General features: G+C 52.2%; 20 protein-coding genes. 3 read left to right on the top strand and 17 right to left on the bottom strand.

Translation table 11 applies throughout. The annotated features are described in order from the left end of the window. Positions 1-10 precede the first annotated feature (10 nt). From L6H98_RS25685 to xylA, 6 genes are all read right to left on the bottom strand, one after another. The gene (locus L6H98_RS25685; RefSeq protein WP_236420528.1) at positions 11-1138 is read right to left on the bottom strand and encodes a transglutaminase domain-containing protein; all 1128 of its coding nucleotides are present in this window, start codon (positions 1136-1138) and stop codon (positions 11-13) included. 144 nt (positions 1139-1282) lie between these two features. Further along, on the bottom strand, positions 1283-3691 hold the full coding sequence (locus L6H98_RS25680) for a YcdB/YcdC domain-containing protein (RefSeq protein ID WP_236420527.1): 2409 nt from the start codon (positions 3689-3691) through the stop codon (positions 1283-1285). A 181-nt stretch (positions 3692-3872) separates the two neighbouring features. Continuing rightward, entirely contained in the window at positions 3873-4838 is a 966-nt protein-coding gene (locus L6H98_RS25675; RefSeq protein WP_236420526.1) for an alpha/beta fold hydrolase, read from the bottom strand. 83 nt (positions 4839-4921) lie between these two features. Beyond that, positions 4922-5560 carry a bifunctional 4-hydroxy-2-oxoglutarate aldolase/2-dehydro-3-deoxy-phosphogluconate aldolase gene (locus tag L6H98_RS25670; RefSeq protein ID WP_236420588.1) on the bottom strand — a complete coding sequence of 213 codons (639 nt, stop codon included), beginning with the start codon at positions 5558-5560 and terminating at the stop codon, positions 4922-4924. Positions 5561-5878: 318 nt separating this feature from the next. Then, positions 5879-7372, bottom strand: coding sequence for a xylulokinase (xylB, locus tag L6H98_RS25665; protein ID WP_236420525.1), 1494 nt, complete (start codon positions 7370-7372; stop codon positions 5879-5881). 79 nt (positions 7373-7451) lie between these two features. Then, positions 7452-8768, bottom strand: coding sequence for a xylose isomerase (gene xylA, locus L6H98_RS25660; protein WP_236420524.1), 1317 nt, complete (start codon positions 8766-8768; stop codon positions 7452-7454). Between the two features lie 197 nt (positions 8769-8965). Here xylA and L6H98_RS25655 point away from each other — a divergent pair, with 197 nt between their 5' ends. Beyond that, positions 8966-10132, top strand: a complete 1167-nt coding sequence (locus L6H98_RS25655) for an ROK family protein (protein WP_236420523.1) — start codon at positions 8966-8968, stop codon at positions 10130-10132. Between the two features lie 145 nt (positions 10133-10277). Beyond that, positions 10278-10475 (top strand): hypothetical protein, encoded by a 198-nt coding sequence (locus L6H98_RS25650; RefSeq protein WP_236420522.1) that lies wholly within the window; start codon positions 10278-10280, stop codon positions 10473-10475. A 136-nt stretch (positions 10476-10611) separates the two neighbouring features. Here L6H98_RS25650 and L6H98_RS25645 read toward each other — a convergent pair whose 3' ends face one another. Continuing rightward, on the bottom strand, positions 10612-10842 hold the full coding sequence (locus L6H98_RS25645) for a glutaredoxin family protein (RefSeq protein ID WP_236420521.1): 231 nt from the start codon (positions 10840-10842) through the stop codon (positions 10612-10614). A gap of 86 nt (positions 10843-10928) precedes the next feature. Beyond that, on the bottom strand, positions 10929-11870 hold the full coding sequence (gene trxB / locus L6H98_RS25640) for a thioredoxin-disulfide reductase (protein ID WP_236420520.1): 942 nt from the start codon (positions 11868-11870) through the stop codon (positions 10929-10931). A 260-nt stretch (positions 11871-12130) separates the two neighbouring features. Between trxB and L6H98_RS25635 the strand changes: the two genes are divergently transcribed. Further along, positions 12131-12862: a ZIP family metal transporter gene (locus L6H98_RS25635; RefSeq protein ID WP_236420519.1), complete on the top strand. Its 732-nt coding sequence runs from the start codon at positions 12131-12133 to the stop codon at positions 12860-12862. Between the two features lie 133 nt (positions 12863-12995). Here L6H98_RS25635 and L6H98_RS25630 read toward each other — a convergent pair whose 3' ends face one another. From L6H98_RS25630 to L6H98_RS25590, 9 genes are all read right to left on the bottom strand, one after another. Then, positions 12996-14942, bottom strand: a complete 1947-nt coding sequence (locus L6H98_RS25630; protein WP_236420518.1) for a heavy metal translocating P-type ATPase — start codon at positions 14940-14942, stop codon at positions 12996-12998. A 349-nt stretch (positions 14943-15291) separates the two neighbouring features. Further along, positions 15292-16602 (bottom strand): homocysteine synthase, encoded by a 1311-nt coding sequence (locus tag L6H98_RS25625; RefSeq protein WP_236420517.1) that lies wholly within the window; start codon positions 16600-16602, stop codon positions 15292-15294. Between the two features lie 254 nt (positions 16603-16856). Continuing rightward, positions 16857-17702 carry a sugar phosphate isomerase/epimerase gene (locus tag L6H98_RS25620; RefSeq protein ID WP_236420516.1) on the bottom strand — a complete coding sequence of 282 codons (846 nt, stop codon included), beginning with the start codon at positions 17700-17702 and terminating at the stop codon, positions 16857-16859. Between the two features lie 45 nt (positions 17703-17747). Continuing rightward, on the bottom strand, positions 17748-18500 hold the full coding sequence (kduD, locus tag L6H98_RS25615; RefSeq protein WP_290371493.1) for a 2-dehydro-3-deoxy-D-gluconate 5-dehydrogenase KduD: 753 nt from the start codon (positions 18498-18500) through the stop codon (positions 17748-17750). Between the two features lie 97 nt (positions 18501-18597). Next, the gene (locus L6H98_RS25610; RefSeq protein ID WP_236420515.1) at positions 18598-19356 is read right to left on the bottom strand and encodes a DeoR/GlpR family DNA-binding transcription regulator; all 759 of its coding nucleotides are present in this window, start codon (positions 19354-19356) and stop codon (positions 18598-18600) included. A 60-nt stretch (positions 19357-19416) separates the two neighbouring features. Beyond that, positions 19417-20256 (bottom strand): 5-dehydro-4-deoxy-D-glucuronate isomerase, encoded by an 840-nt coding sequence (kduI, locus tag L6H98_RS25605; protein ID WP_236420514.1) that lies wholly within the window; start codon positions 20254-20256, stop codon positions 19417-19419. A gap of 145 nt (positions 20257-20401) precedes the next feature. Continuing rightward, entirely contained in the window at positions 20402-20731 is a 330-nt protein-coding gene (gene cyoD, locus L6H98_RS25600) for a cytochrome o ubiquinol oxidase subunit IV (protein ID WP_236420513.1), read from the bottom strand. A gap of 1 nt (position 20732) precedes the next feature. Then, a complete protein-coding gene (cyoC, locus tag L6H98_RS25595) occupies positions 20733-21353 on the bottom strand; it encodes a cytochrome o ubiquinol oxidase subunit III (RefSeq protein ID WP_236420512.1) in 621 nt (206 codons plus the stop codon). Next, entirely contained in the window at positions 21353-23326 is a 1974-nt protein-coding gene (locus tag L6H98_RS25590; RefSeq protein WP_236420511.1) for a cbb3-type cytochrome c oxidase subunit I, read from the bottom strand. Before L6H98_RS25590 ends, cyoC begins: the two co-directional genes overlap by 1 nt. Between the last annotated feature and the right edge of the window lie 13 nt (positions 23327-23339).

The following is a 23339-nucleotide window of genomic DNA, read 5'->3' as shown; positions in this document are numbered from 1 at the left end:
TTTATTTTGCTTATAAAGTCCAATTGATTCTGACGCGCAGATCGGCCGTATCCTCCATCTTGGAAATATAATAGGAGATCGTCTTCATCCCGAGCTGGTACAGATCCTGCAAATCCTCCACTAACCCTTCCTCGGTTCCCTTATACCTGAACGTCAGCGTAGTACTGCCCTCTTTCAACACGTTTTGAACTTTCTCCAATAAAGCCTTATCGCTGCTGATGGCGTCCTTCTCATCATACAAGGAGTACTCCAGGGAGTGGTACAGCTTCCGGTATGTTTCCGCTTTCCCCCCGTCCGATTGCGCCAGATTAAACAAGGCTTGGCGATAGGGTTCGGGCGCAGCCGGGTAATTGTTGTTGTTCGTCCAAATATGATCCCGCGCCATCTCATCATCGCTAAGCAAATAGTATCGATGGCTCACCTTCCCTTTGCGATCCGGCGTGGGATCGTCCCAAGTCGTGTCCAGATGGTACCACTTCCCGTCCAAATTCACCAGATTCCAGGCATGAAGCTGCTCACCGGCCGTGCCTTCCACGATCCGATTTTCAATGCCCGCTTGTTCAAGCATCCGATAAGCCAACAGCGTATATCCCTGACATACCGTACTGCCGGTAACGAGTCCGTCATATGCCGTATATTTTTGCAGCGTTGTATCGTACGAAAGGTGGAGCACGATCCAGTCGTGAATGGCCTTTACTTTCTCATGGTCCGTCATGCCCGGTTCAATGATCCGATCCAGCACCTCGGTCGCTTTCCTGTTAACGTATTCGGTTTGCTCCTTCGTCTCCCGATACGTCAGTTTGACATGAACGTTTGCTGTGATGTTTGAGCCTTTGTAGTTAAATGCATAGCTTTTGACGGTATATTGGATGTAGGGATCGCTTTTCATGGCTGCATCGATGGAGATCTGCAACTGCTGTTTGAGGTCCTTCACATTGCCCCGGTACGTAAAATCAAGCTCTTCCGTTCGCTCAGCCATCGCGTCAAGCAACGTCTGCTGCAAATTCGAATTCGTGGTCGTGATTGACGTTTCCGATGCGGCAACCAACTGGTTTAAATCAACCGTGCGCGGAAGGGCTACGGCAATCAGGCAGCCTGCCAGCAGAATGGTAATGATGCGTCCTCCATTTTTGCCCATGAAAGGTACCACCTCTCTTCGCCAATATCTATTGACTCATTGTATCATAAAAGCCGTCCATTGCCGGGTTCTAGTTTTGTCGAAAAACAGGAAAGGGACCTCCCCCGGAAGGTCCCATAACCATATTTAAGATTACAGCAAAATTCAGTACAGGCGGCTGCCGTCCATAAACGTATCCGTCTTACCTTGAAGCTTGGCCAACCGCTCCAGCACCTGAGCAGCTTCGGCCACCGTAACCTTGCGAGCAGGCATGAAACGGCCCTCGATGGAAGGCAACAGCCCTAATTTCAGACTGAGGGACGCTGCCCCCTTATTGGTAATGGATCCCGCATCGGCAATGTTCGGAAGGTCTGACGGCAAGGTATAAAATCCGGCCAGCTTCTCATAGCGCAAAATGCGTACGAGCAGAACAGCCAGTTCCTCCCGCGTCAGCTCCTCGTCGGGTTTCAAGCTGATTTCCGGATCTGAACCCGCAATCCAGCGTTGGTCGATCAGTACACGTATGGCTTGATAATATGGACTTTCCGGCGTGACATCCGCAAATAGATTGCTTCCATCTCCGCTATGATAAATATCGAGATTCGGCTGAAGCGCTCGCGCCAAAACCGTGAACCATTCCCCGCGCGTAATCACACGGTCCGGCATCACCCGGCCCTGATCATCCGGAATGATCACTCCATGCTGCAGCATATTCCGGATCGAAGCCTCTGCCGCGTGTCCCTCGATATCACTCGCTTCTGCCTTCCCTGTGGAAGCATCGCTGCCGTACTGTTTCTTCCACTCACCCGTATTGGCATCCAAAACATCCATCAGAGGGGAGATGGATGTTTCACTGCTGGAAGGAACATAAGCAAGTTTGACCCCGAAAGGTACGGACTCTGCTCCTCCCAAAGAGTATCCTCCATATCGGGAGAAAGCCAGAACTAAATGGAGTTGCTCAAGGTAGCTTGCCTTGGCCTTTTCATAAGAAATGGCCGGCTTCGTGTCTGTCGGCAATTGCTCCGGAGCAGCCAGCGCTCTGGTGTAGAATTCACTGATCGTCCCATCCTCCAGAACCTGCAATTGGACCATATCATCCTGCACGACAATGTCTCCTACGTAGCGCTGGAAAACGAAGATTGTCGCTCCCTCCAGTTCAAGCACCTGGGACAACTTGAATTCTTTTGCGGCATTCGGAACAAGCTCGATGACCTTATTCATCGCCAGCTGCTCGGCTGCCTCCTGATCCATCGTCTTGCCCGCCGCTTCCTCTGCCTGCTGTTCTTCCTTGATGCCCGTCATGTTACGCTGGTATACGTTGTAGCTATAAATCTGTCCCGTTGCAGCATCCACCTGTGCAGAAATGTCCCGCATGAACATATAAGACGCACTCGCATTACGATTGCTCCAGCTCAAGCTCCACACCTGACCGTTTGGATTCATATATTGGCTTTTATTTAGTTGGCTGTACTCCAGCTGGTAGTTTTCAGGAATATCAAAATGTTCTCTAACCCGTTCCTCCGCCTGCTTGGCAGTCAATTTTTCCCCGCTGTGGGCGGCAAAAGCATTGGCGCTGCCTTTCAAAGGCCGGTCTTTACGGGTCGATTCCTTGGTCGATGCCTTGCCTGTCATAGCATTGATGTGCTCGAGCGTACTCGCATCCATCGGAGTAAGGGTCATCCCTGCGGGAACATAGCCCAGAACGTATTTTTGCCCTGCGCGGGAAGAATACCGTTCTTTCGGAATGTATGCAAGCTGTACGTCAAATTGTTTCTCAAACTGCCGTCTCGCTTCTTCGGCGGTTGCTCCCGGTTTCGAAGACGGGTATTCCTTGCCGAGCGTTGATCTGGAAAATCCGGTAACGCTGCCCCGACTGTCCACGCTGACGTTGGCCGTCTCGGCATCGGACAGCAAACCGTCGCGTTTCAACTGGTAACTGTAATGATATTCGGTTCTACCGAACAGCGCTTGCGGCGAGACAGAAACGTAGCTCTCCTGAACGGGGACGTAATCTGTTTCTTTCAGCCCTGGAATGGCTTTGTACAGAAACTGTTCAGCCAACTTGTCCGCCTCGTCCGAAGTCAGGTCGTTCCCCGGTTCGCCATGCTGTCTGCTTAACAGCTCCGAAGGCAGATGGGCGCTGAGTACTTCGCCTGTCACGGCGTGCACGGTAGCACTGAAGCCCAGCGTATGATTACCCTCCGTAACCGAAAAGCCGATTTCCCATGTCTTGTACTCCGGCTGGGGGTATACGTGGCTTGAACCGAATTGCACGGATGCAATGGTTGCCCTTTTCAACACAGGGAATAGCTCAAGTATATGGTTTCTGGCCTGTTCCGAGGAAATCTTGGCTCCTTCAGGCACTTCATTGCTCGTTGAATCGGAACCTACCGTCGCCTGTACGGCAACGTCTGTAACTGGTTCCGCTTTAGCTGCAGACACGCTGCCGGCAAATCCCGGAGCTTGCGTCGCCAATAGCCATGCCGCCATCGTTGCGGCAGCTGCTTTGGCCGTCCCCCTTCTCAAACGGTCGTTCAAAAACAATGCTGGACCTCTCCCTTCAATTTCAGGCAAGTACAGGACATGCCTCCCTAAAAACTCGCACGAATATTGACAGTCTACTCTATGATACCATAAGCTTCCTTTTAGAAGGTCGTTTTCCCAAAAAGTTTACAAATGTTCATTTTCTGAGAACGCTCTGCACAACAAAAAAAACGCCAACCAGCCAGGTTGGCGTCTATCGCTCGGCCTCATACTATGTAAATGCAGGCCGTTCCGAAGCCCCACATTCCATCTCCTGTGGGTTAACTGGATCTGAAGCAGACTCCTTTTGAACCCGGACATGGCTTTGAATAAACGGTATTACCGCTGCCCAAAATGCGGGATCTTCTTCAGAGCAACTGTGCCCGTCACTGTTAACCCAGAGATGCTCGACGGGTGGATCGGCCTTGGAAAGAAAGTATTCCAGCTCGCTTGGCGGAATAAAACGGTCCCCCTTGGAATGCACCATAAGGATCGGCAGCTGCATCATTCTGCGCCGTTCGTTCAGCAACAAAATCGGATCGTGCTGACGGTAGGTTTTGAGAGATTCGCCGAGCCGCCAAAACCAGATTCGGGGAATCACCTGAGCGAGCGGAAACTGGGGCAACCTCCGCCTGCGCAGCTCTGAGCTGACGATGACCTCGAACTGGGCAGGCATGGAATCCGTAATGACTGCCGCCACCGGAATTCCTTCCGTGAGGGCCATGATCGTTCCAAGGCCTCCGAGCGAATGTCCCAGCACTCCGATGGCTTGGGGATCAATTTCCGTTCTGGCGCAGGCATACCGCACTGCAGCCAGCAGATCATCCCTGAACAAATAAGCCGACGCGGCCTTGACCGGATCGCTTGCACCATGGCTTCTCACATCGTACATGAGCAGCGCATACCCCGCTTCCCAAATCGGCCGGGCGTAGCGCAGCACCCGCGATCTGTTGGAACCCCAGCCATGAGCAATAATAACCAATGGCCAAGGTCGAGGCACCGAAGCATCTGCCGGTATAAACCATCCATGCACGTTGCCGTCGCCGCTCTTAAAGGTGACGTCTTCGAACGGCATGGGTGGTTTCAGCGTAATGGGTATTTTCTTCGGCGTCTGGCTTTTCACCGCTGCTCTCCATAACCCTCCGGCAGTGACCGCAGCAACCGCGATCATTCCGCCAATCATCGTTTTGGCCTTCATGGGCACACTCCTCTCCGGCTATTGCTTACGTTCAGCATACGAAAGTATCATCATCGCTCTTTAAAGCAAAGCATCATTTTATGTCAATCCTCTCGATCGCCCGCCGCTGCCCGAACAAAGACTTTGGCCTGTTTCGCGATCTGCTCGCTGTTCCCGGCGGTCAAAGCCTGCTTGGGAAGCAATGCACTGCCAAGTCCAACCGCGGCCGCACCTGCTTCATAATACTGGGCGATATTGTCCAGATTGGCTCCGCCTGTCGCTAACAGTGGAATATGATTCAAAGGAGCTTTGACCTCTTTCAGGTAAGAGAGCCCCAAACTGGCCATCGGAAACAGTTTCACGACCCGGGCTCCTGCTTCGTGCGCCGCGACGATTTCGGTGGGCGTCATGGCGCCAGGCCAAATGTCTATCCCTTGTTCTACAGCATATTCAATGACGGAGAGATCGACATTGGGAGACACCAGAAATTGCGCTCCCGCCGCCACTGCCTCTTTGGCCATCTGCACATTAAGCACCGTGCCGGCGCCGATGTAAGCCTGTCCTTCATGGCGTGCTCGCCAGTCGGCAATGATGTGCTGCGCACCTGGCGTGTTCAAGGTAACCTCCATCAAGCGGATTCCGCCATCGGCCATTCCTTTTCCAGCGGTTACCGCTTCTTCACGGCTGATGCCGCGCACGATCGCTACAAGCCTGGATTCAATCAATACCTCTGATAAATTCATCATATCTACCCCTTAGTATGTAAATTTGGCACCAGAATTCATGCATGCTTCGAAAATCCGGTGATAAGTTATTGCTTCCGACGCCGCTTTCTTTCAGAAAAGCTTTTAGCGAACACTTCGCTTCTTCAGATTGGTTCTGCCTCTCCGTTAACATGTATTTGTTCATTACGGCTTGTATAGATTCATTGTAAAGCATCTGCTTGCCCTATTGGAAATTTTTCGTCAAACCGCGGCATTGGCAAAATGCAAAAAGGCATCCGCCAAGGCGGAAGCCTGCTGCATGAATCTCTTCATTTAGTATAATAGCGAAGCCACGAATCAACGATATTGCGCCAAACGATCATTCAGACTGCGGGTTTGGCCGTATACTTCCTGATACAGCGCAAACAATTCATCGTATACCGCAACCGTCTCCGGATTCGGCTCATACGACTTCGCAGGACGGATAAATGCTGCCGCGCATTCCTGCAACGATGGGAACCAGCCGCAGCCGTAAGCCGCAAGCATCGCTGCACCCATTGCCGGGCCCTGCTCGCTTTCCAGCTTCACCACTTTGGCGTTGAATACGTCAGCCTGCATTTGCAGCCAAGCTTCGTTCTTCGCGCCGCCGCCGATGGAGATGACTTCTTTGACGTCTTTGCCTGCGCCACGCAAAATGTCGATCGACTCGCGCAGCGAGAACGTAATGCCCTCCAGCACCGCGCGTCCGAAATGCTCCAGCTTGTGTCCTGCGTCCATGCCGATGAAGCTGCCGCGAATGTTGGCATCCGGATGCGGCGTGCGCTCTCCGACAATGTACGGCGTGAACAACAGCCCGTTGCTTCCGGCCGGAATGGCATCAATGCCCTGCAGCAACAGATCAAAGGACTTATCCGCAGCAAATGTATCTTTAAACCAAGAAAGGCTGTAACCTGCAGCCAGCGTCACGCCCATAATATAGAAGGCATCTTTCTCGCCGTGATTGAAAAAGTGGACTTTGCCCTCGAAATCGAGATCCTTGCGCTCCTCGTAGGAAAGCACTACCCCGGACGTACCGATGCTGCACATGGTCTGTCCTTCGCTCAGAATGCCTGCGCCAATGGCACCGCATGCGTTGTCCGCGCCGCCGCCGAACACTTTCGTGCTCGCTTGCAGACCCGTCTGGTCGGCGATTTCCGGCAGCAATGTGCCCACTTCCTCGAACGACTCAACCAGTCGCGGACAGAGCGAGAACGGCAAATCAAAAGCGTCCGCAATCTCTTTGCTCCACTGTTTGCCCGCAACGTCCAGCAAAAGCGTACCTGCTGCATCCGAGTAATCCATGGCGTAATCGCCGGTGAGGCGATAACGAACGTAATCCTTTGGCAGCAGGAACAGCGCTGCCTGCTTCAGCAGCTCCGGCTCATTCTCTTGCACCCACAAAATTTTCGGCAGCGTAAAACCTTCCAAGGCACGGTTGCGTGCAATGCTTAACAATTGTCCGCCCAGCACCTTTTCGATGCGGCGGCATTGCGCCGTCGTGCGCGTATCGTTCCACAGGATGGCATTGCGCAGCGGTTTGCCTTCGCGATCCACCAAGACGAGGCCATGCATCTGTCCGGAAAAGCTCAGTCCTTCGATTTCGGATGGGTGAACACCGGAGACTTCAAGCAGCTTACGCAGGGACACAATGGTTTGCTCTACCCAATCCTCCGGATTTTGCTCACTGTATCCGGCTTTTGGCTGGTACAGCGGATAAGCCTCGGAAGCTTCAAACGCCACTTTTCCTTCGCGGTTGACCAGCACGGTTTTGACTGCACTTGTCCCCAGATCGACACCAATTACATAACTCATTACGATATGCTCCTCTCTAATCCAAAAACCGTCCCCGCCTTCCCAGGGGAAAGTCGGGGACGGTCCGAATGTCCTGTAATTAGTCAGCCAAGATGTACTGGTTCAGTTTTGCTCTCAGCAATTCTTGACGTCCGGATTGGTTTTTGCGTGGGCTTTCGTTGTTCAATGCATATTCAGCCAGGGAAGCAAGCGTAGCTTTACCTGCGACAACGTCAGCACCGATGCCTTCTTTGAAGCTGCTGTAACGCTGCTCGATGAAGTCGTCGAATACACGATCCTCGATCAATTTTGCAGCGACTTTCAGACCTTTGGCATACGTGTCCATACCAGCGATATGTGCCAGGAACAGATCTTCAGGCTCGAAGGAACCACGGCGAACTTTTGCATCGAAGTTGACGCCGCCACGGCCAAGACCGCCGTTTTTCAGCACTTCATACATGGTCAGTGTAGCATCGTACATATCAACCGGGAACTCGTCTGTATCCCAACCGATCAACAGGTCGCCTTGGTTCGCGTCCAGGGAACCGAGCATGCCGTTGATGCGTGCAACGCGGATTTCATGATCGAACGTATGGCCTGCCAGTGTAGCATGGTTCGCTTCAAGGTTCAGTTTGAAATGTTTGTCCAAACCGTATTTTTGCAGGAACGCAATGGATGTTGCCGCATCAAAGTCGTATTGGTGTTTCGTTGGCTCTTTTGGTTTAGGCTCGATCAGGAATTGGGCGTCAAAGCCGATTTCCTTCGCGTAATCTACAGCCATGTGGAACATGCGGGCGATGTTGTCTTGCTCCAGCTGCATGTCTGTATTGAGCAATGTGTCGTATCCTTCACGACCGCCCCAGAATACGTAGTTTTCCGCGCCAAGGCGTTTACCGACTTCAAGGCCTTTTTTGATTTGTGCCGCCGCGTGAGCGTACACGTCAGCGTTGCATGTGGAAGCCGCGCCGAACATGAAACGTGGGTTGGAGAACATGTTCGCCGTGTTCCAGAGCAGTTTCTTGCCGCTGGACTTCATGTGCTCTTCGAGCAAATCAACGATGGTGTCGATGTTGCTGTAGAATTCGCGCAGCGTTGCGCCTTCCGGAGCGATATCCACATCATGGAAGCAGTAGTAAGGCAGGTTCATTTTTTCCATGAATTCGAAAGCCGCTTCTACGCGAACTTTCGCTTTGTCCAGACCGGAATAGCTATCCCAGGAACGTACAGCTGTTTCTGCGCCGAACGGGTCGCTGCCGCCTGCAGTCAATGTATGCCAATATGCCATGCCGAAACGGAAATGCTCTTCCATCGTTTTGCCGGCTACAACTTCTTGAGGGTTATAGTGTTTAAACGCAAACGGGTTCGTGGAATCTTTGCCTTCAAATGCAATTTTATTAACGGATTCAAAATAGGCCATGTAAAATGCCTCCTCGGTAGTTTTAAAGAAATCGTTTACACCGATATCCTACCACATCGTATTCACTTTGTCTATTGGTTAAACAAAGTAAAAATAAAAATGTTTTTTCGTTGGAAGTTTGCGCTATAATAGTCGAATAGCTTGCGCTCGGATGTTATGTTAACCCCTTTATCCAAAGAATAGGAGTGCCTTTACATATGAAAATTACCGGAGACCAGATGCTGGTCAAAAAAATAAACAAGTCCATCGTGCTGGACACGATTCGGCGCAATGCCCCTCTCTCCCGCGCCCGGGTATCCGAAGTGACAGGCCTTAACAAAGCAACGGTATCCAACCTCGTCGCTGAACTGATTCAGGATGAACTGGTGCAGGAAATCGGTCCCGGCGAGTCCAGCGGAGGCCGCAAACCATTAATGCTGTTATTTCGGGCTACCGCCGGATATGCCGTGGGCCTAGAATTGAGCGTCTCGCATTTGAAGGGTGTGCTTACCGATCTGGAAGGAAACGTCGTCGCCGAATCTACGGCGAAGCTGGAAGCCCATGATGTGCCTGCCGTCTTCGGTCAGCTGAAGCTGGCTGCATCGGAGCTGATTCAAGCTGCTCCCGCCTCGCCCCACGGCGTCATCGGGATCGGAATCGGCGTGCCGGGTATGGTCGACGAGGACGGCACCGTTCTGTTCGCGCCCAACCTTGGTTGGGAAGGCGTTCCGCTCCGTTCCATGCTGGAAGAAGCGTTCAACGTGCCGGTCACGATCGACAACGAAGCCAATGCCGGCGCTCATGGCGAACTGAATTTCGGAGCGGGCGTCGGTGTGCGCCACCTGATCTATATCAGCGCAGGCATCGGGATCGGGTCAGGCATTATGGTCGATGGCGAACTATACAAAGGCGCTTGGGGATATGCTGGCGAAACCGGCCACATGTCCATCGAAGCGGAAGGCCGTGCCTGCTCTTGCGGAAATCGCGGTTGCTGGGAGCTATATGCTTCGGAAAAAGCCTACGATCACCCCGAGCAGAAACTTAACCTGCCTGCCCATACGACGCGAGAACTGATCGAGTACGCCAAACTGGGGAACAGCTCCGTGCTGGCTCTCTATGAAGGAATCGGACGCAAGCTTGGCGTCGGCATTACCAACATCGTCAACAGTTTCAACCCGGAACGGATCATCATCGGCGGCCCGTTGTCCGAAGCCGGTCCCTGGATCGAATCTTCCTTGAAACAGGTGGTGGAGGAGCGCACGCTGCCGTACCACCGCCGCAGCCTGCAAATCGAATGGGCCGGGCTTGGCAGCCGTTCGACCCGGATCGGAGCCGCGTATTCGGCGATATCCCAATTTTTAGGAAAAATAAAAGTGTCTGTGTAATACAGGATGAAAATTGACAACATTTCGCCCCATTTTCTCCCTTTTTGCCAGAGAATTAGACGAGTATAATGGGAATATGTGATTTTTGTCATGGCAACATCATCGTTGCTGTGTTATACCCCTAACGAAACGGAGTTGAACACCTGTGACCTACGTGGATACATCAGATATCTCGGCGCAAATGTTTGTCACCGTACTCCTGTTCCTGATCGTCATCGCGCCTCTGTTCAGCCTTGGCATCCTGCGCCTGTTCCAGAGCAAAAAGAAGGCTGGTTTCATGTACATGCTGTCAGGCGTAGCGGTATACGTTGTGTTTCAGACCTTTATGAGCGTTGTATTTTAGCCTTTGCAAGTGAACATCCCGTAATATACACAAAGAACCGTACCATCGATGGTACGGTTCTTCCATATACAAACGGCTCGCGCGGGCCGGAAAGTTTCATGGTTCGCTTGTCGATCCAATCCCGTTATGGGGAGGATTAAGCGTCCAGCACTTTTGCGAATTGCGTTTTGTTCATGCCCAGGATGCGGTGCTCGCCGATCACTGTCAGAGGTACTGCACGCACGCCCATATCCCATACTTGTTGCGCGAATTCATCGTTTGTTTCGATGTTGCGCTCTTCGTAAGAGATGCCTTTCTCAGCCAAAAACGTTTTAACCGATTTGCAGTTCGGGCAGTTGGTCGATGTATATACAATTACGTTTTCCATGTTCTCGTCACCTCATATTGTTTTTTGGGTTTTCAATGTGTATCCCATTGGAGACCGGTGTTACCGGCCTCCGAGGGGTTTTATCATTATTTGGTTACTGCAGCGTGCTCCAGACTTTCAATAAATTTCTCCACGTCCATGGCTGCCATACATCCGCTGCCTGCTGCGGTGATCGCTTGTTTGTAACGAGTATCCTGCACGTCTCCGCAAGCGAATACACCCGGAATGTTCGTTTCGGAAGTGCCTGGAGTCGTCAGGATGTATCCATGATCATCCGTAGTTACTTGTCCATTAAGGAAACCGGTGTTAGGCGTATGGCCGATAGCCACGAACACGCCGCTCGCCGTAATGATTTCCTCTTCGCCTGTTTCGTTGTTGCGGACTTTCAATCCGGTCACACCCGCGTCTCCGGCAATGACCTCCAGTGGCGTGCGGTTCAATGCCCAGTCCACTTTTTCGTTGCTGCGTGCACGATCCTGCATGATTTTGGAAGCGCGCAGTTCGTCACGACGGTGTACCAACGTTACTTTGGACGCAAAACGTGTCAGGAAGTTCGCTTCCTCCAGCGCAGAGTCCCCGCCGCCGACAACGATGATTTCTTTGTTGCGGAAGAAGAATCCATCGCAAGTGGCACATGTGCTGACGCCGCGGCCCACGTTGTTTTCCTCGCCAGGAATGCCGAGATATTTCGCGGAAGCGCCTGTGGACAACACGACTGTTTCGGATACCAGTTCGCCCATGCCTTCAACGGTCAGTTTGAATGGACGCTCGCTCAGGTCGATGCTGTTTACCCAGCCTGTGCGGAATTCCGCACCGAAGCGCTCTGCTTGTTTACGCATGTTGTCCATCAGTTCAGGTCCCATGATGCCTTCAGGGAAGCCCGGGAAGTTCTCCACTTCGGTTGTCGTTGTCAACTGGCCGCCTGGCTGCGGGCCTTCGATGACGAGTGGGTTCAGGTTGGCGCGTGCCAGGTAAATTGCTGCTGTCAGCCCCGCAGGGCCTGTTCCAATAATAATGGATTTATACATGTATAGTTCCTCCCCTGTCTTCTGCAAAAAGGTCATGCTCCATAAGGCATCAAATGTAAATGACTCAGCATACACTAAAGCGGAAAGTCCACCGTCATGTCCACTAAACCTGCCTATAGGATAACCAATGCCCTATGCAGAAATGGAAATGTAATTTATAATCATTCTAATCTGTTGTTCATTATGATCTGTTTTCTGAAAGGTGTCAATGCTCGGCAGCGATTATGAAGAAGTCTTCATCAGGAGGGAATAATGAAAGCATGAACGATGCACTCATAGGCAGCATTATCTCGGCCATGTCCACGGGCCTTGGTGCCGTACCCATTTTGTTTATGCGCAAAGTCACGCACCGTCTGCGCGATATTTTGCTTGCATACGCGGCAGGCATCATGACCTCAGCTTCTATGTACAATCTCATTCCGGAAGCGCTTGGCCAATCGAACTTATTCGTATTAACGCTTGGCGTATTGCTTGGCAGCATGGTGCTGTTAGTGTTGGAGATGAAGATTCCGCACGTCGATCTGGAAAATCCGGAGAAAATGCCTTTCAAGATCGAAGCGAAGGCTTTCATGATCATCGCAGCCATCACGATGCACAATTTGCCGGAAGGCCTCTCGGTCGGCGTCAGTTACGCCAGCACGGATGGGAACCTCGGCAACTTGATCGCCTTTTCCATCGGTTTGCAGAATGCGCCGGAAGGATTTCTGGTTGCCCTCTTTCTCGTGAACCAGAATATCGGGCGTTTCAAAGCGCTCGGCATCGCTACGTTAACCGGTGCGGTGGAGATTGTGACCAGCATGATCGGATACAGTCTCAGCAGCCTGGTTGCGGGCCTGGTTCCTTACGGTCTGGCGTTTGCGGCCGGCGCGATGATGTTCATCGTTTACAAGGAGCTCATTCCCGAAAGCCATGGCGACGGCAATGCCCGCGTTGCGACCGTCTCCTTTTTGCTCGGACTGATTACGATGATTGGATTGACCGAGTTGTTCTAAGCAGGGGCGGAGAACCCCTGAATGTATGTTTAAGAACCCGAACGGACGGCGAACACGCCGCAGCCTTCCGGGTTCTTTTTTTGTTCACATATGAAGATTGCATGAAATAATTGGAGGTAAATCAAACCACCTCTCAACGCAGCAGGCGCAGCCCGTTCAAAATGACCAAAATGGTGCTGCCCTCATGCCCGACAACGCCAAACGGCAGTGCCACGTTCTGCAGAAAATTGGCTCCGATCAGAACCGCAATGACCGAAATCGCAAAAGCCATGTTTTGTTTCATCGTGCGCTGCGCACGGCGCGATTGTCGGATCGCCCAGGCGATCTCCTCGATGTTGTCGTTCATCAGCACCACGTCGGCGACGTCCAGTGCCGTGCCGCTTCCCGACATGCCCATGCCCATACCAACCGTGGCCGCCGCCAATGCAGGGGCATCGTTAACGCCGTCCCCCACCATCAGCACTGCCCCGTAACGTTCACGAAGCTCCTTCACCTGTGCAACCTTGTCTTCGGGAAGCAAGCCCGCATGGACATCGCATACCCCTGTCTCCCGTGCAATGACCGCGGCCGTTTCAGGACGGTCCCCCGTCAGCATCACCACTCGGACACCCATCGCTTCAAGTTTGCGTACTGCGGCGGCAGCCTGTGGCCGAACCTCATCCCGCATGGCGATCAGACCCGCGGGTTGACCATCCGCATTCACCACGGATATCGTTTTTCCCTGCTGCTGCAGCCGATGGATGGCATCCTTCCAACCGGAAAGATCCGGAAGGTCATTCCCCTCAAGTTTGCCTACGCTCCAGTTCACTCCATTTACGCAGCCCTCAATGCCTGAGCCAGTCAAAGCCTGCACCTGCCCGGCATCCGGCAAGGCTAGCCCTTCCATCATGGCATGATCTACAATCGCGCGCGCCAAGGGGTGCATCGACTGATTTTCGATCGCAGCCGCCGCTGCAAGCACCTCATCACGTTCATAGCCATCCGCAATCAGCATATCCGTAACTTGCGGCGTACCCATCGTCAGCGTACCTGTTTTGTCGAAAGCAACGACACGGGTTTGAGCCAGGTTTTCGACGTGTGCCCCGCCCTTGAACAGAATGCCTCTGCGCGCACTGCTCGACATCGTTGATAACATGACGGGCATAATGGAGGATACCAAAGCGCACGGCGATGCAACGACCAGGAAAACCATCGCTTTGTAAAACGCCTCTCCCCACGACCAGCCTAACAGGATCGGCGCCCCGCCAATGACCAGCAGCGTGGCCGCGACGACAACGCGGGCGTAGATTCCCTCAAAGCGTTCAATGAACCGTTGGGACGCCGGAACATCAGCCTGCGCTTCCTCTATCAATTTGATGATTTTACCGAATACCGAGCCTTCTTCCGACCGGGTAACTTCTATATATAAGGCTCCTTCCCCGTTCACCGTACCCGCATACACTTCGTCTCCATGGGATTTATCCACGGGCATCGGCTCCCCGGTAATGGATGCCTGATGTACGAACGAGCTTCCGCGGCAGACGATCCCATCCGCCGGAATAAGTTCGCCCGGCTTGACGAGCAGCAAGTCTCCCTGTTCAAGTTCATCAATGGTTACGCGGTTCAACTGACCGTCTTCCATGCGCAGAGCCGTCTCCGGTTTGAGTGCCAACAAGGATGAAATATCCTTGTGGCTGCGTTCCGTCGCGTAGCTTTCCAATGCACCGCTCAGGGCAAATATGAAGATGAGCATAGCCCCTTCGTTCCAATAACCAATCGCGGCCGCGCCAAGCGACGCAGCAATCATAAGCAAATTGACGTCCAAGTCCCGCTCCTTGACCAGTGTTTCTACGCCTTCCTTCGCTTTGGTCCATCCCCCCATAACATAAGCCGCGATATATAAAACCACGGACAGCACGCTTGACCACGAGGATATTCCCCACGCGAAGAGCATTAACAACCCGCTGCCAAGTGCAGCCTGCATTTCCTTATTTCGAAGCATGGCCCGGAAGTTCGGCCGACGGCCCCGGTTCGGTCCGGTAGAATTTGCCGGTCTACGTTCGTTTGCTTTGGTTTGTAAAGGCTGATGTACAGCTTGCATAAGGATCACGTTCCTTTCGTATGAAAAAATGTGTCGCCGTATTGAGAATGAGAGCCATTGTTACTGCCCCTAAAATGACACATGCTGCTGCGGGAATCCCGCAGCAGCATGCTGGTCAAAATGAGAATGATAATCATTTTTGTACTTATGCAATTATTTTTACTCAATACAACTTTTCTATATTATATGCCTGATCTTCCCCATTTGTAAATGGTCCCCATGCAAAAACTCCAACATCTGCCTGCGCAGACCAAAAACCGCCATCCAGCGGATGACGGTTCCATATGCAAAAACGTTGAAGTTGCAAACACCATGCCAGCTTCATATCAAGGATTGCCCTGCGTCATCCCTATTGCGCGCCAACGCTCGCCCCCTGGCTTGCCTTGATGGCTTGTTCCAGGTCATGCAGAATATCCTGAATGTTCTCGGTTCCGATGGAAAGGCGGATCAATTCCGGATTGACCCCGGCGGCACGCTGCTCCTCCTCGCTTAGTTGCTGGTGTGTCGTGCTCGCCGGGTGAATGATCAACGACTTGGAATCGCCGACATTCGCCAGGTGAGAGAACAGCTTGACGTTTTCGATCAGCTTGCGGCCTGCTTCAAGGCCGCCCTTGATACCAAATGTGAGGATCGCGCCCTGTCCTTTCGGCAAATATTTTTGCGCGAGTTCATAGGATGGGTGACTTGGCAAACCGGCATAGCTCACCCACTGCACGTCCTCATGTTTCTCCAGATATTCGGCTACCGCCAAAGCATTGCTGCTGTGGCGTTCCACCCGCAGGTGCAGCGTCTCCAGTCCCTGCAGCAGCAACCAGGAGTTAAACGGAGAAATGGTCGCTCCAAGGTCGCGTAGCAGTTGTACGCGGGCTTTGATAATGTATGCAATCGGCCCAACCGCTTCCGTGTACACGACCCCGTGATAGCTCGGGTCCGGCTCGGTCAGCCCCGGGAACTTGCCGCTGGCTTTCCAATCGAATTTCCCGCTGTCTACGATCACGCCGCCGATGGAGGTACCGTGCCCGCCGATGAATTTGGTCGCCGAATGCACCACGATATCGGCTCCGTGTTCGATTGGACGAAGCAGGTACGGACTCGGGAACGTATTATCAACGATCAGCGGAATTTGATGTTCATGCGCAATGGCGGCCACGGCTTCGATATCAAGCACATTGCCTTGCGGATTGCCAATCGTCTCGGCATACAGCGCTTTGGTTTTGTCCGTAATGGCTGCTCGGAAATTTTCGGGATCGCTCGAATCCACGAATTTCACGTTCAATCCAAGCTTCGGCAGCGTGGTGGAGAACAGATTATACGTGCCTCCGTACAAGCTGGCGGAAGACACGATCTCGTCCCCGGCCCCGGCGATATTCAGCAGCGAAAATGTGATGGCTGCCTGACCAGAGGCGGTAGCCAATGCCCCAGCGCCTCCTTCCAACGCGGCAATGCGTTGCTCAAATACGTCGGTGGTCGGATTCATCAGACGTGTATAGATATTGCCAAACTCTTTCAGGCCAAACAGGTTGGCGGCATGGTCCGTATCCCGAAATCCATACGATGTTGTTTGATAAAGGGGTACTGCGCGTGCATTGGTGGTCGGGTCAATCTGCTGACCGGCATGAATGGCCAATGTTTCGAATGAAAGTTCACGTTCGTTTGACATATAATCGAAATCCTCCCTTGGCATAAGGCTTGAGATCCATGGTGTCTTCGCGTGTTGTCGCCTGTTTTTTCATATTCTCTCACAAGATGTGGCATTTGGAAAGAGATATTTCCGATTTTTCCGATGAGAAATATATTTTTTCAATTATCGGCGCTACACATTGATCATGAACATACCATTCCATAGCTACCAAAAAAGCCTTTGCAGAAGGCAAAGGCTTTCGGTGGCTTCATATGGGCAACGAATCGGAACCACTATACATGTACGCCGCCCCATACTTCCCGTAAATGCTTGGCAGCCGGAACGGCCTGCTCTGCTGTCACGCCCTCGAGGGAAATGTCGATGTGCGGCTTATAGGTTTTCAGCAATTCGAAGAACAAAGGATAATCCAGAATGCCTTCGCCAGGCACCGGATTGAATTTTTCGCCTTGTGCATTGAAGGCCACGTCTTTGGCGTGGATCACGATAATGCGCTGATAGAGCGTCTCCATGACTTCTTTCAGAAATCCTGCCTGATCGGCTGCATGCTCCTGTTTAATCAGATTGCATGGATCAAATAACATGCCAAGATTGGAAGACGGGATCTCCTCGAAAAGTCGAACCATATGCTCCCGCGTATGCAGCGTGTGTGTGGATACAGGCTCGATCGCGGCATGCACGCCCCATTTCTCCGCTTCCTCCGTCAGTTCTTCCAACGTTGCTTTCAATATTCCCCACGCATGCTCTTCATAATGATCGGGATATGTGGTTTGGTACGTATCCAGACCCCCGGTCTCCGTAGCTACCATGCTGCAGCCGAAATCGCGCGCATAGCGCAAATGCTCCTTGAAACGGTCAATGTCCGCTCTCCGGCGAACCGGATCGGGATCGATCGGGTTAATGTAACAGCCGAGAACCGCAATCTTGACGCCCCGCCGGTCGAATTGTTCCCCGATTTCGTTCGCCAGCCCCGGGCTCAGCTTGCCGTTAGCCGAATCAACGTCGGACAGCGCCTTGGCGAGCGCCAGCTGCACGGAGTTGAAGCCATGGTCCGCTACGGTTTGTGCAAGCTGCGCTGTCGGCAGCTTTCCGAACGTATGCGCAAGTATGCCGAGCTTCATCGTATCGTCCTCCTCATGCATCAGAATCATTGCCAAACGTACGGACTAGCGGGCCATCCAGCCCCCGTCAACGTTAAGCACATGTCCATTCAAGTAATCCGAGGCTGCGGAAGCAAGGAATACGACCGGACCTTTCAAATCCTCCGGCGTTCCCCAGCGGCCGGCCGGAATACGTGCCGTAATGTCGTTGTAGCGCTGCTCATCGGCGCGAATCTGGCTTGTATTGTCCGTCACCATGTATCCAGGCGCAATCGCGTTAACCTGCACGCCTTTGCCTGCCCATTCATTCGCAAATGCTTTGGTCAGGCCCGCTACGCCATGTTTGCTTGCCGTGTATCCCGGCACGTTGATTCCGCCCTGATAGGACAGCATCGACGCGATGTTGATGATTTTCCCGCTGCCGCGTTCCATCATATGTCTGCCTGCCAATTGGCTCAGGAAAAAGACCGTGTTCAGGTTCAAACCAATAACATCATGCCAGTCCTGCTTGGCATGGTCCGCAGCCGGCGTCCGGCGAATGATACCGGCATTGTTGACCAAAATGTCGATCTTGCCTTGAAAGGACAATGCTTTTTCGAAAACATCCGCAAGCTCGTCCTCACGGCTCAAATCGGCTTTAAGCAAATAAGCCTTACGTCCAAGCGCCTCTATGGCGCGGGCTGTCTCCTCGGACGACGAATAGGAGGCCAGCACGACGTCCGCTCCCGCTTCGGCAAGCCCGATCGCCATCCCTTGTCCTAAACCTCCTGTAGTACCGGTAACCATTGCCACTTTTCCATTCAAATCAAATGGGTTCATGATGGATTCCTCCGCATGTTATAAGATGCAAATCAAATCGTTGAACGTTCAAGCTGCAGGCGAACATGCCGCGCAGCAGCTTCGAACAAAGAGATCGTCAACTGCCATTGTCCACGCGGACGCCGCTCTGCTCATACAAGGCCGCCGTATCGGCATCCAGCCGGCTGTCGGTGATGATGCAATCCAGTTCCGAGCAATGCGCAAACGTGCGCAAGGCGAACTGCCCGAATTTGTGATGGTCAACGACGCCATAGACCTGCTGGGAAGCCGAGATCATCGCTTTCTTTAACGGAACCAGATCTCCCGTATAGATGGACAGGCCAAACTCCGGATGAACTGCCGTTGTGGAAATAAACGCTTTATGAATGTTAAGCCCAGATATAAAAGCCGCTGTATCGTCCCCCACCAGCATGTTTCTGACCCGGGCCCCGCCCGGAACGACAAGACGAATCTGTTCCTTCTTGGTGAGCTCGGCAATGATGAACAGATCGTTCGTGATGACCGTCAGCGGCTGGTTGTCCAACCGCTTGGCCATTTCGAGCGTTGTGCTCCCCCCATCGAGAGCGATGATATCGCCCATCTGGATATAACCAAGCGCCCGCTCGGCAATCTCCGATTTTTCCGGTTGGTGCTTTTCGTTTACGCTGCGCATGTTGAGAATGCCATACTGGTCATTCTGGGCCAACATGGCACCCCCGTGCACCCGCACAAGCAAGCCCATGCTCTCCAGTTTGTCCAGGTCTTCCCGCACCGTTTTGCCGGTCACCTGCAGCAGGTCGCTCAGATCGCTAACGGTCACTTCCTGGCGCTCCAGCAGTGCTTCCATAATTTTTTCATGTCTTTTCAATGAGTTCATATCGATCAACTTCCTATGCAAACATAATAATTTCGGATTCGGGCCGAAGCGGAAGCTGTCCTATTTCAGATCTTTCATCGCCACGCCGTCCATGTCTTCGAACGTTTGGTTCTCGCCGGCCATCGCCCAACAGAACGTATAGCTGCTCGTACCGACGCCGCTGTGAATGGACCAGCTTGGAGAAATGATCGCCTGACGGTCCCGTACGACCAAATGCCGCGTCTCTTGCGGTTCTCCCATCATGTGGAATACCACTGCGTCTTCCGGCAGGTTAAAGTACAAGTATACTTCAGAACGGCGATTGTGGGTATGCGCAGGCATCGTGTTCCACATGTTGCCCTTGTCGAGTTCCGTAATGCCCATCACCAGCTGACAGCTTTTGATCCCGCCTTCTCCTTGGTGGATGTAGCGGTAGATTGTGCGTTCATTGGAACTCTCGATGCTGCCCAGATGGTTCGGCTGTGCCTGCTCTTGCGTCGCTTTTGTGGTCGGATACGTATGGTGTGCAGGCGTGGACACAAAGTAGAACTGCGCCGCATCTTCTTGCCCGTTGCTTTTGAACACGACTTCCTTAACGCCCCGGCCGATGTACAAGCATTCCTTCGCTCCGATCTCATAACCCTGGCCATCCGCCGTAACCGTGCCATGTCCACCTACGTTGATGATACCGATCTCGCGGCGTTCCAGGAAAAAGTCTGTACCAATATCCTTCAGGTTAACTTCAAGCGTAATATCTTTTGATTTCGGGACAGCGCTTCCAACAATATAACGATCAACATGAGAATACACCGTAACGAGCTCATCGACAGCAAACAGCTGCTCCATCAGAAACTCTTCTCTCAATCTGGACGTGTCGTATTGCTTTACTTCATTCGGATGAGCTGCATAACGATTTTGCATGAAAACCATTCCCTTCATCTCATTAATAAGTTCGTATATGTTCATTTTAGTTCATTTTGTATCGTTTGTGTACCTTTTTTTGAATGTTGAAATAAAAAAAGAAACCCTGCCTCCTCTTTCGAGGTAGACAGGGTTTCTGCATTCATTAATGCGCTACAACGTTGTTCAGCATGATCCAAACGGATCCGACCACGATCGTCAGCATGATCAGCAATCCGAAGATCAGACCCATGACGTTCCAACGAGGCGACTTCTCTTCACGGATATGCATGAAGAAGAAGAGCTGCACGATGAATTGAAGTGCTGCCGTTACCAGTACGACAACCAACGTTCCGGTTTTGCCCATCATGTCGTTGAGTACAACCACCAATGGGATGATTGTCAGGACGATGGACAGGATAAAACCGATGACATAAGACTTGAGCGAACCATGTTGCTCATGTCCATGGGCATCATGCGAGTTGTGCTGTGCCATCTTACATCACCCCCATCAGGTAGACGACCGACAGGAGGAAAATCCATACGACGTCCAAAAAGTGCCAGTACAAGCTGATCACGTTGACTTTACCGCGCGTAACGTCGGTAATGCCGCGTTTCTTCAGCTGGAACATCAAACCGATCATCCAGATCAGACCAAGCGAAACGTGAAGTCCGTGCGTACCCACAAGGGTAAAGAACGCGCCGGAAGCTGCGCTAGTCGTGTAGTTGAAACCTTCGTGGATCATTTCGATAAACTCGGTAACCTCAAGCGCGATAAACCCTGCGCCGAGAAGGGCCGTAACGACCAACCAGCTGATCAACTGTTTCACTTTGCCTTGGTTCATGGCCAGAACGGCCAAACCGCTGGTAAATGAACTTGTTAACAAGATAAACGTTTCGGCGATAACCCCTGGCATTTTGATCAATTCTTCCAGCGTAGGACCGCCTGCCGTATTGTGGCGCAAAACGATGAACGTTGCGAACAATACGGAGAACAGGATTACGTCGGAAATCAGGAAGAACCAGAAACCGAGTACTTTCAATTCTTGCGGGTCATGGTGACCGTGATCATGACCATGTGCATGGTCATGACCTTTCTTAGCGGCTGCTTGAGCCATTATACCGACCCCCTTAAAGACGCCTCTTCGGTACGCTTAATTTCATCGACCGGAATGTAATAGTCCGTATCGTAGGAGAATGAACGGGCAATCATGCAGATTCCGACGCCTGCGAGTCCAAGGATCGCCATCCACAACCATCCGAATACAAAACCGAAACCGGCGATGAACCAGAATACGGATTTGATGAAAGGAATGGCAGAGTTTTTAGGCATATGAATCGGCTCAAGCTTAGGCGCTGGCGGATTGATGCCTTTGCCGCGGCGTTGCTTCTCTTCCCACCATTCGTCCAGATCATTCACTTGCGGAGTTACCGCAAAGTTATATTCAGGCGCTGGCGATGGAATCGACCATTCGAGCGTACGGCCATCCCATGGATCGCCGGAAGCTTTGAGCGATTTGTATTTGCGAATGCCGTCTGCGATTTGAGCAACCTGGAACAGGAAGCCGATACCCATCAGGAACGCTCCGATGGTGGATACGAAGTTCAGTTCCCACCAGCCAGTGTCCCAGCCATACGTGCTCAGACGACGTGTCATCCCCATCAGACCGACAGCGTACTGCGGCATGAAGCAGATATAGAAACCAATGTTCCAGAACCAGAATGCCCATTTGCCCAGTTTCTCTTCGAGTTTGAAACCGAACATTTTTGGCCACCAGTAGTACAGACCTGCGAAGTATCCGAATACTACACCACCGATCAACACTTGGTGGAAGTGGGCAATCAAGAAGTAACTGTTATGGAACTGGAAGTCAGCAGGAGCAACGGACAAGAGAACCCCAGTCATACCGCCGACGATAAAGCACGGAATAAATGCGATGGTCCACAACATCGGGGTAGCCATCTTGATTCTTCCTTTGTACAGCGTGAAGAGCCAGTTGAAGATCTTAACCCCCGTTGGGATCGCAATAAGCATTGTTGTCACTGCGAAGAACGCGTTGACATCGGCGCCCGAACCCATCGTGAAGAAGTGATGCGCCCACGTAAAGAAGGACAGGAACGCGATAATCAACATGGCGAATACCATGGATTTGTATCCAAACAGTTTTTTCTTCGCAAAGGTGCTTACGACCTCGGAGAATACACCGAATGCCGGCAGGACCACGATGTATACCTCAGGGTGACCCCACATCCAGATCAAGTTGATGTACATCATCGGGTTGCCGCCCAGATCAAGCGAGAAGAAGTGCGCCCCGCCGAAGCGGTCCAGGAAGAGCAGCGCAAGAGTCACGGTCAGGATCGGGAATGCAAACAGGATGATGATACATGTGGAGAATACCGACCATGTAAACATCGGCATTTTCATCCAAGTCATGCCTGGCGCACGCATTTTGATGATGGTAACCAAGAAGTTGATACCGGTCGCCAGGGAACCGATACCGGATATCTGTATACCCCATATATAGAAGTTCTGTCCTACCCCCGGACTATGTGAAAGCTCCGATAGAGGCGGATAACTTAGCCATCCTGCGTCTGGCGAACCGCCGATAACGAAGGACAGGTTGAACAGCATCGCTCCCAGGAAGAATAACCAGAAGCTGAGTGCGTTCAGGAACGGAAATGCAACGTCCCTTGCCCCGATCTGGAGCGGAACGATAACGTTAAACAAACCAAACATAAATGGCATCGCCATGAAGAGGATCATGATCGTACCATGTGTTGTAAAGACTTGGTTATAGTGCTCGGGATGCAAGAAATCCATGTTTGGCATAGCCAGCTGAAGGCGCATCATCAATGCGTCCACGCCACCGCGGAACAACATGATGATCGAAGCAAGGATATACATGATACCGATCTTTTTATGATCGACAGTTGTTAACCAGTTACGCCAGAGCCAGCCCCATTTTTTGAAATAAGTCAGCACCGCAACAATCGAGATCGTCGTAATACCGATCGCTACGTCCGCACCATAGATCAGCGGGTCGCCGGTTACGAAAAACTCGGATGCAAACTCCTTAATTCTGTCTAACATTGGGGGCCTCCTT

Source organism: Paenibacillus sp. JJ-223 (genome assembly GCF_927798175.1).
In the GTDB taxonomy this organism is placed as follows: Bacteria; Bacillota; Bacilli; order Paenibacillales; family Paenibacillaceae; genus Paenibacillus; species Paenibacillus hubeiensis.
The sequence above is the reverse complement of the archived record's forward strand: the minus strand, read 5'-3'. Positions and strand labels throughout refer to the sequence as shown.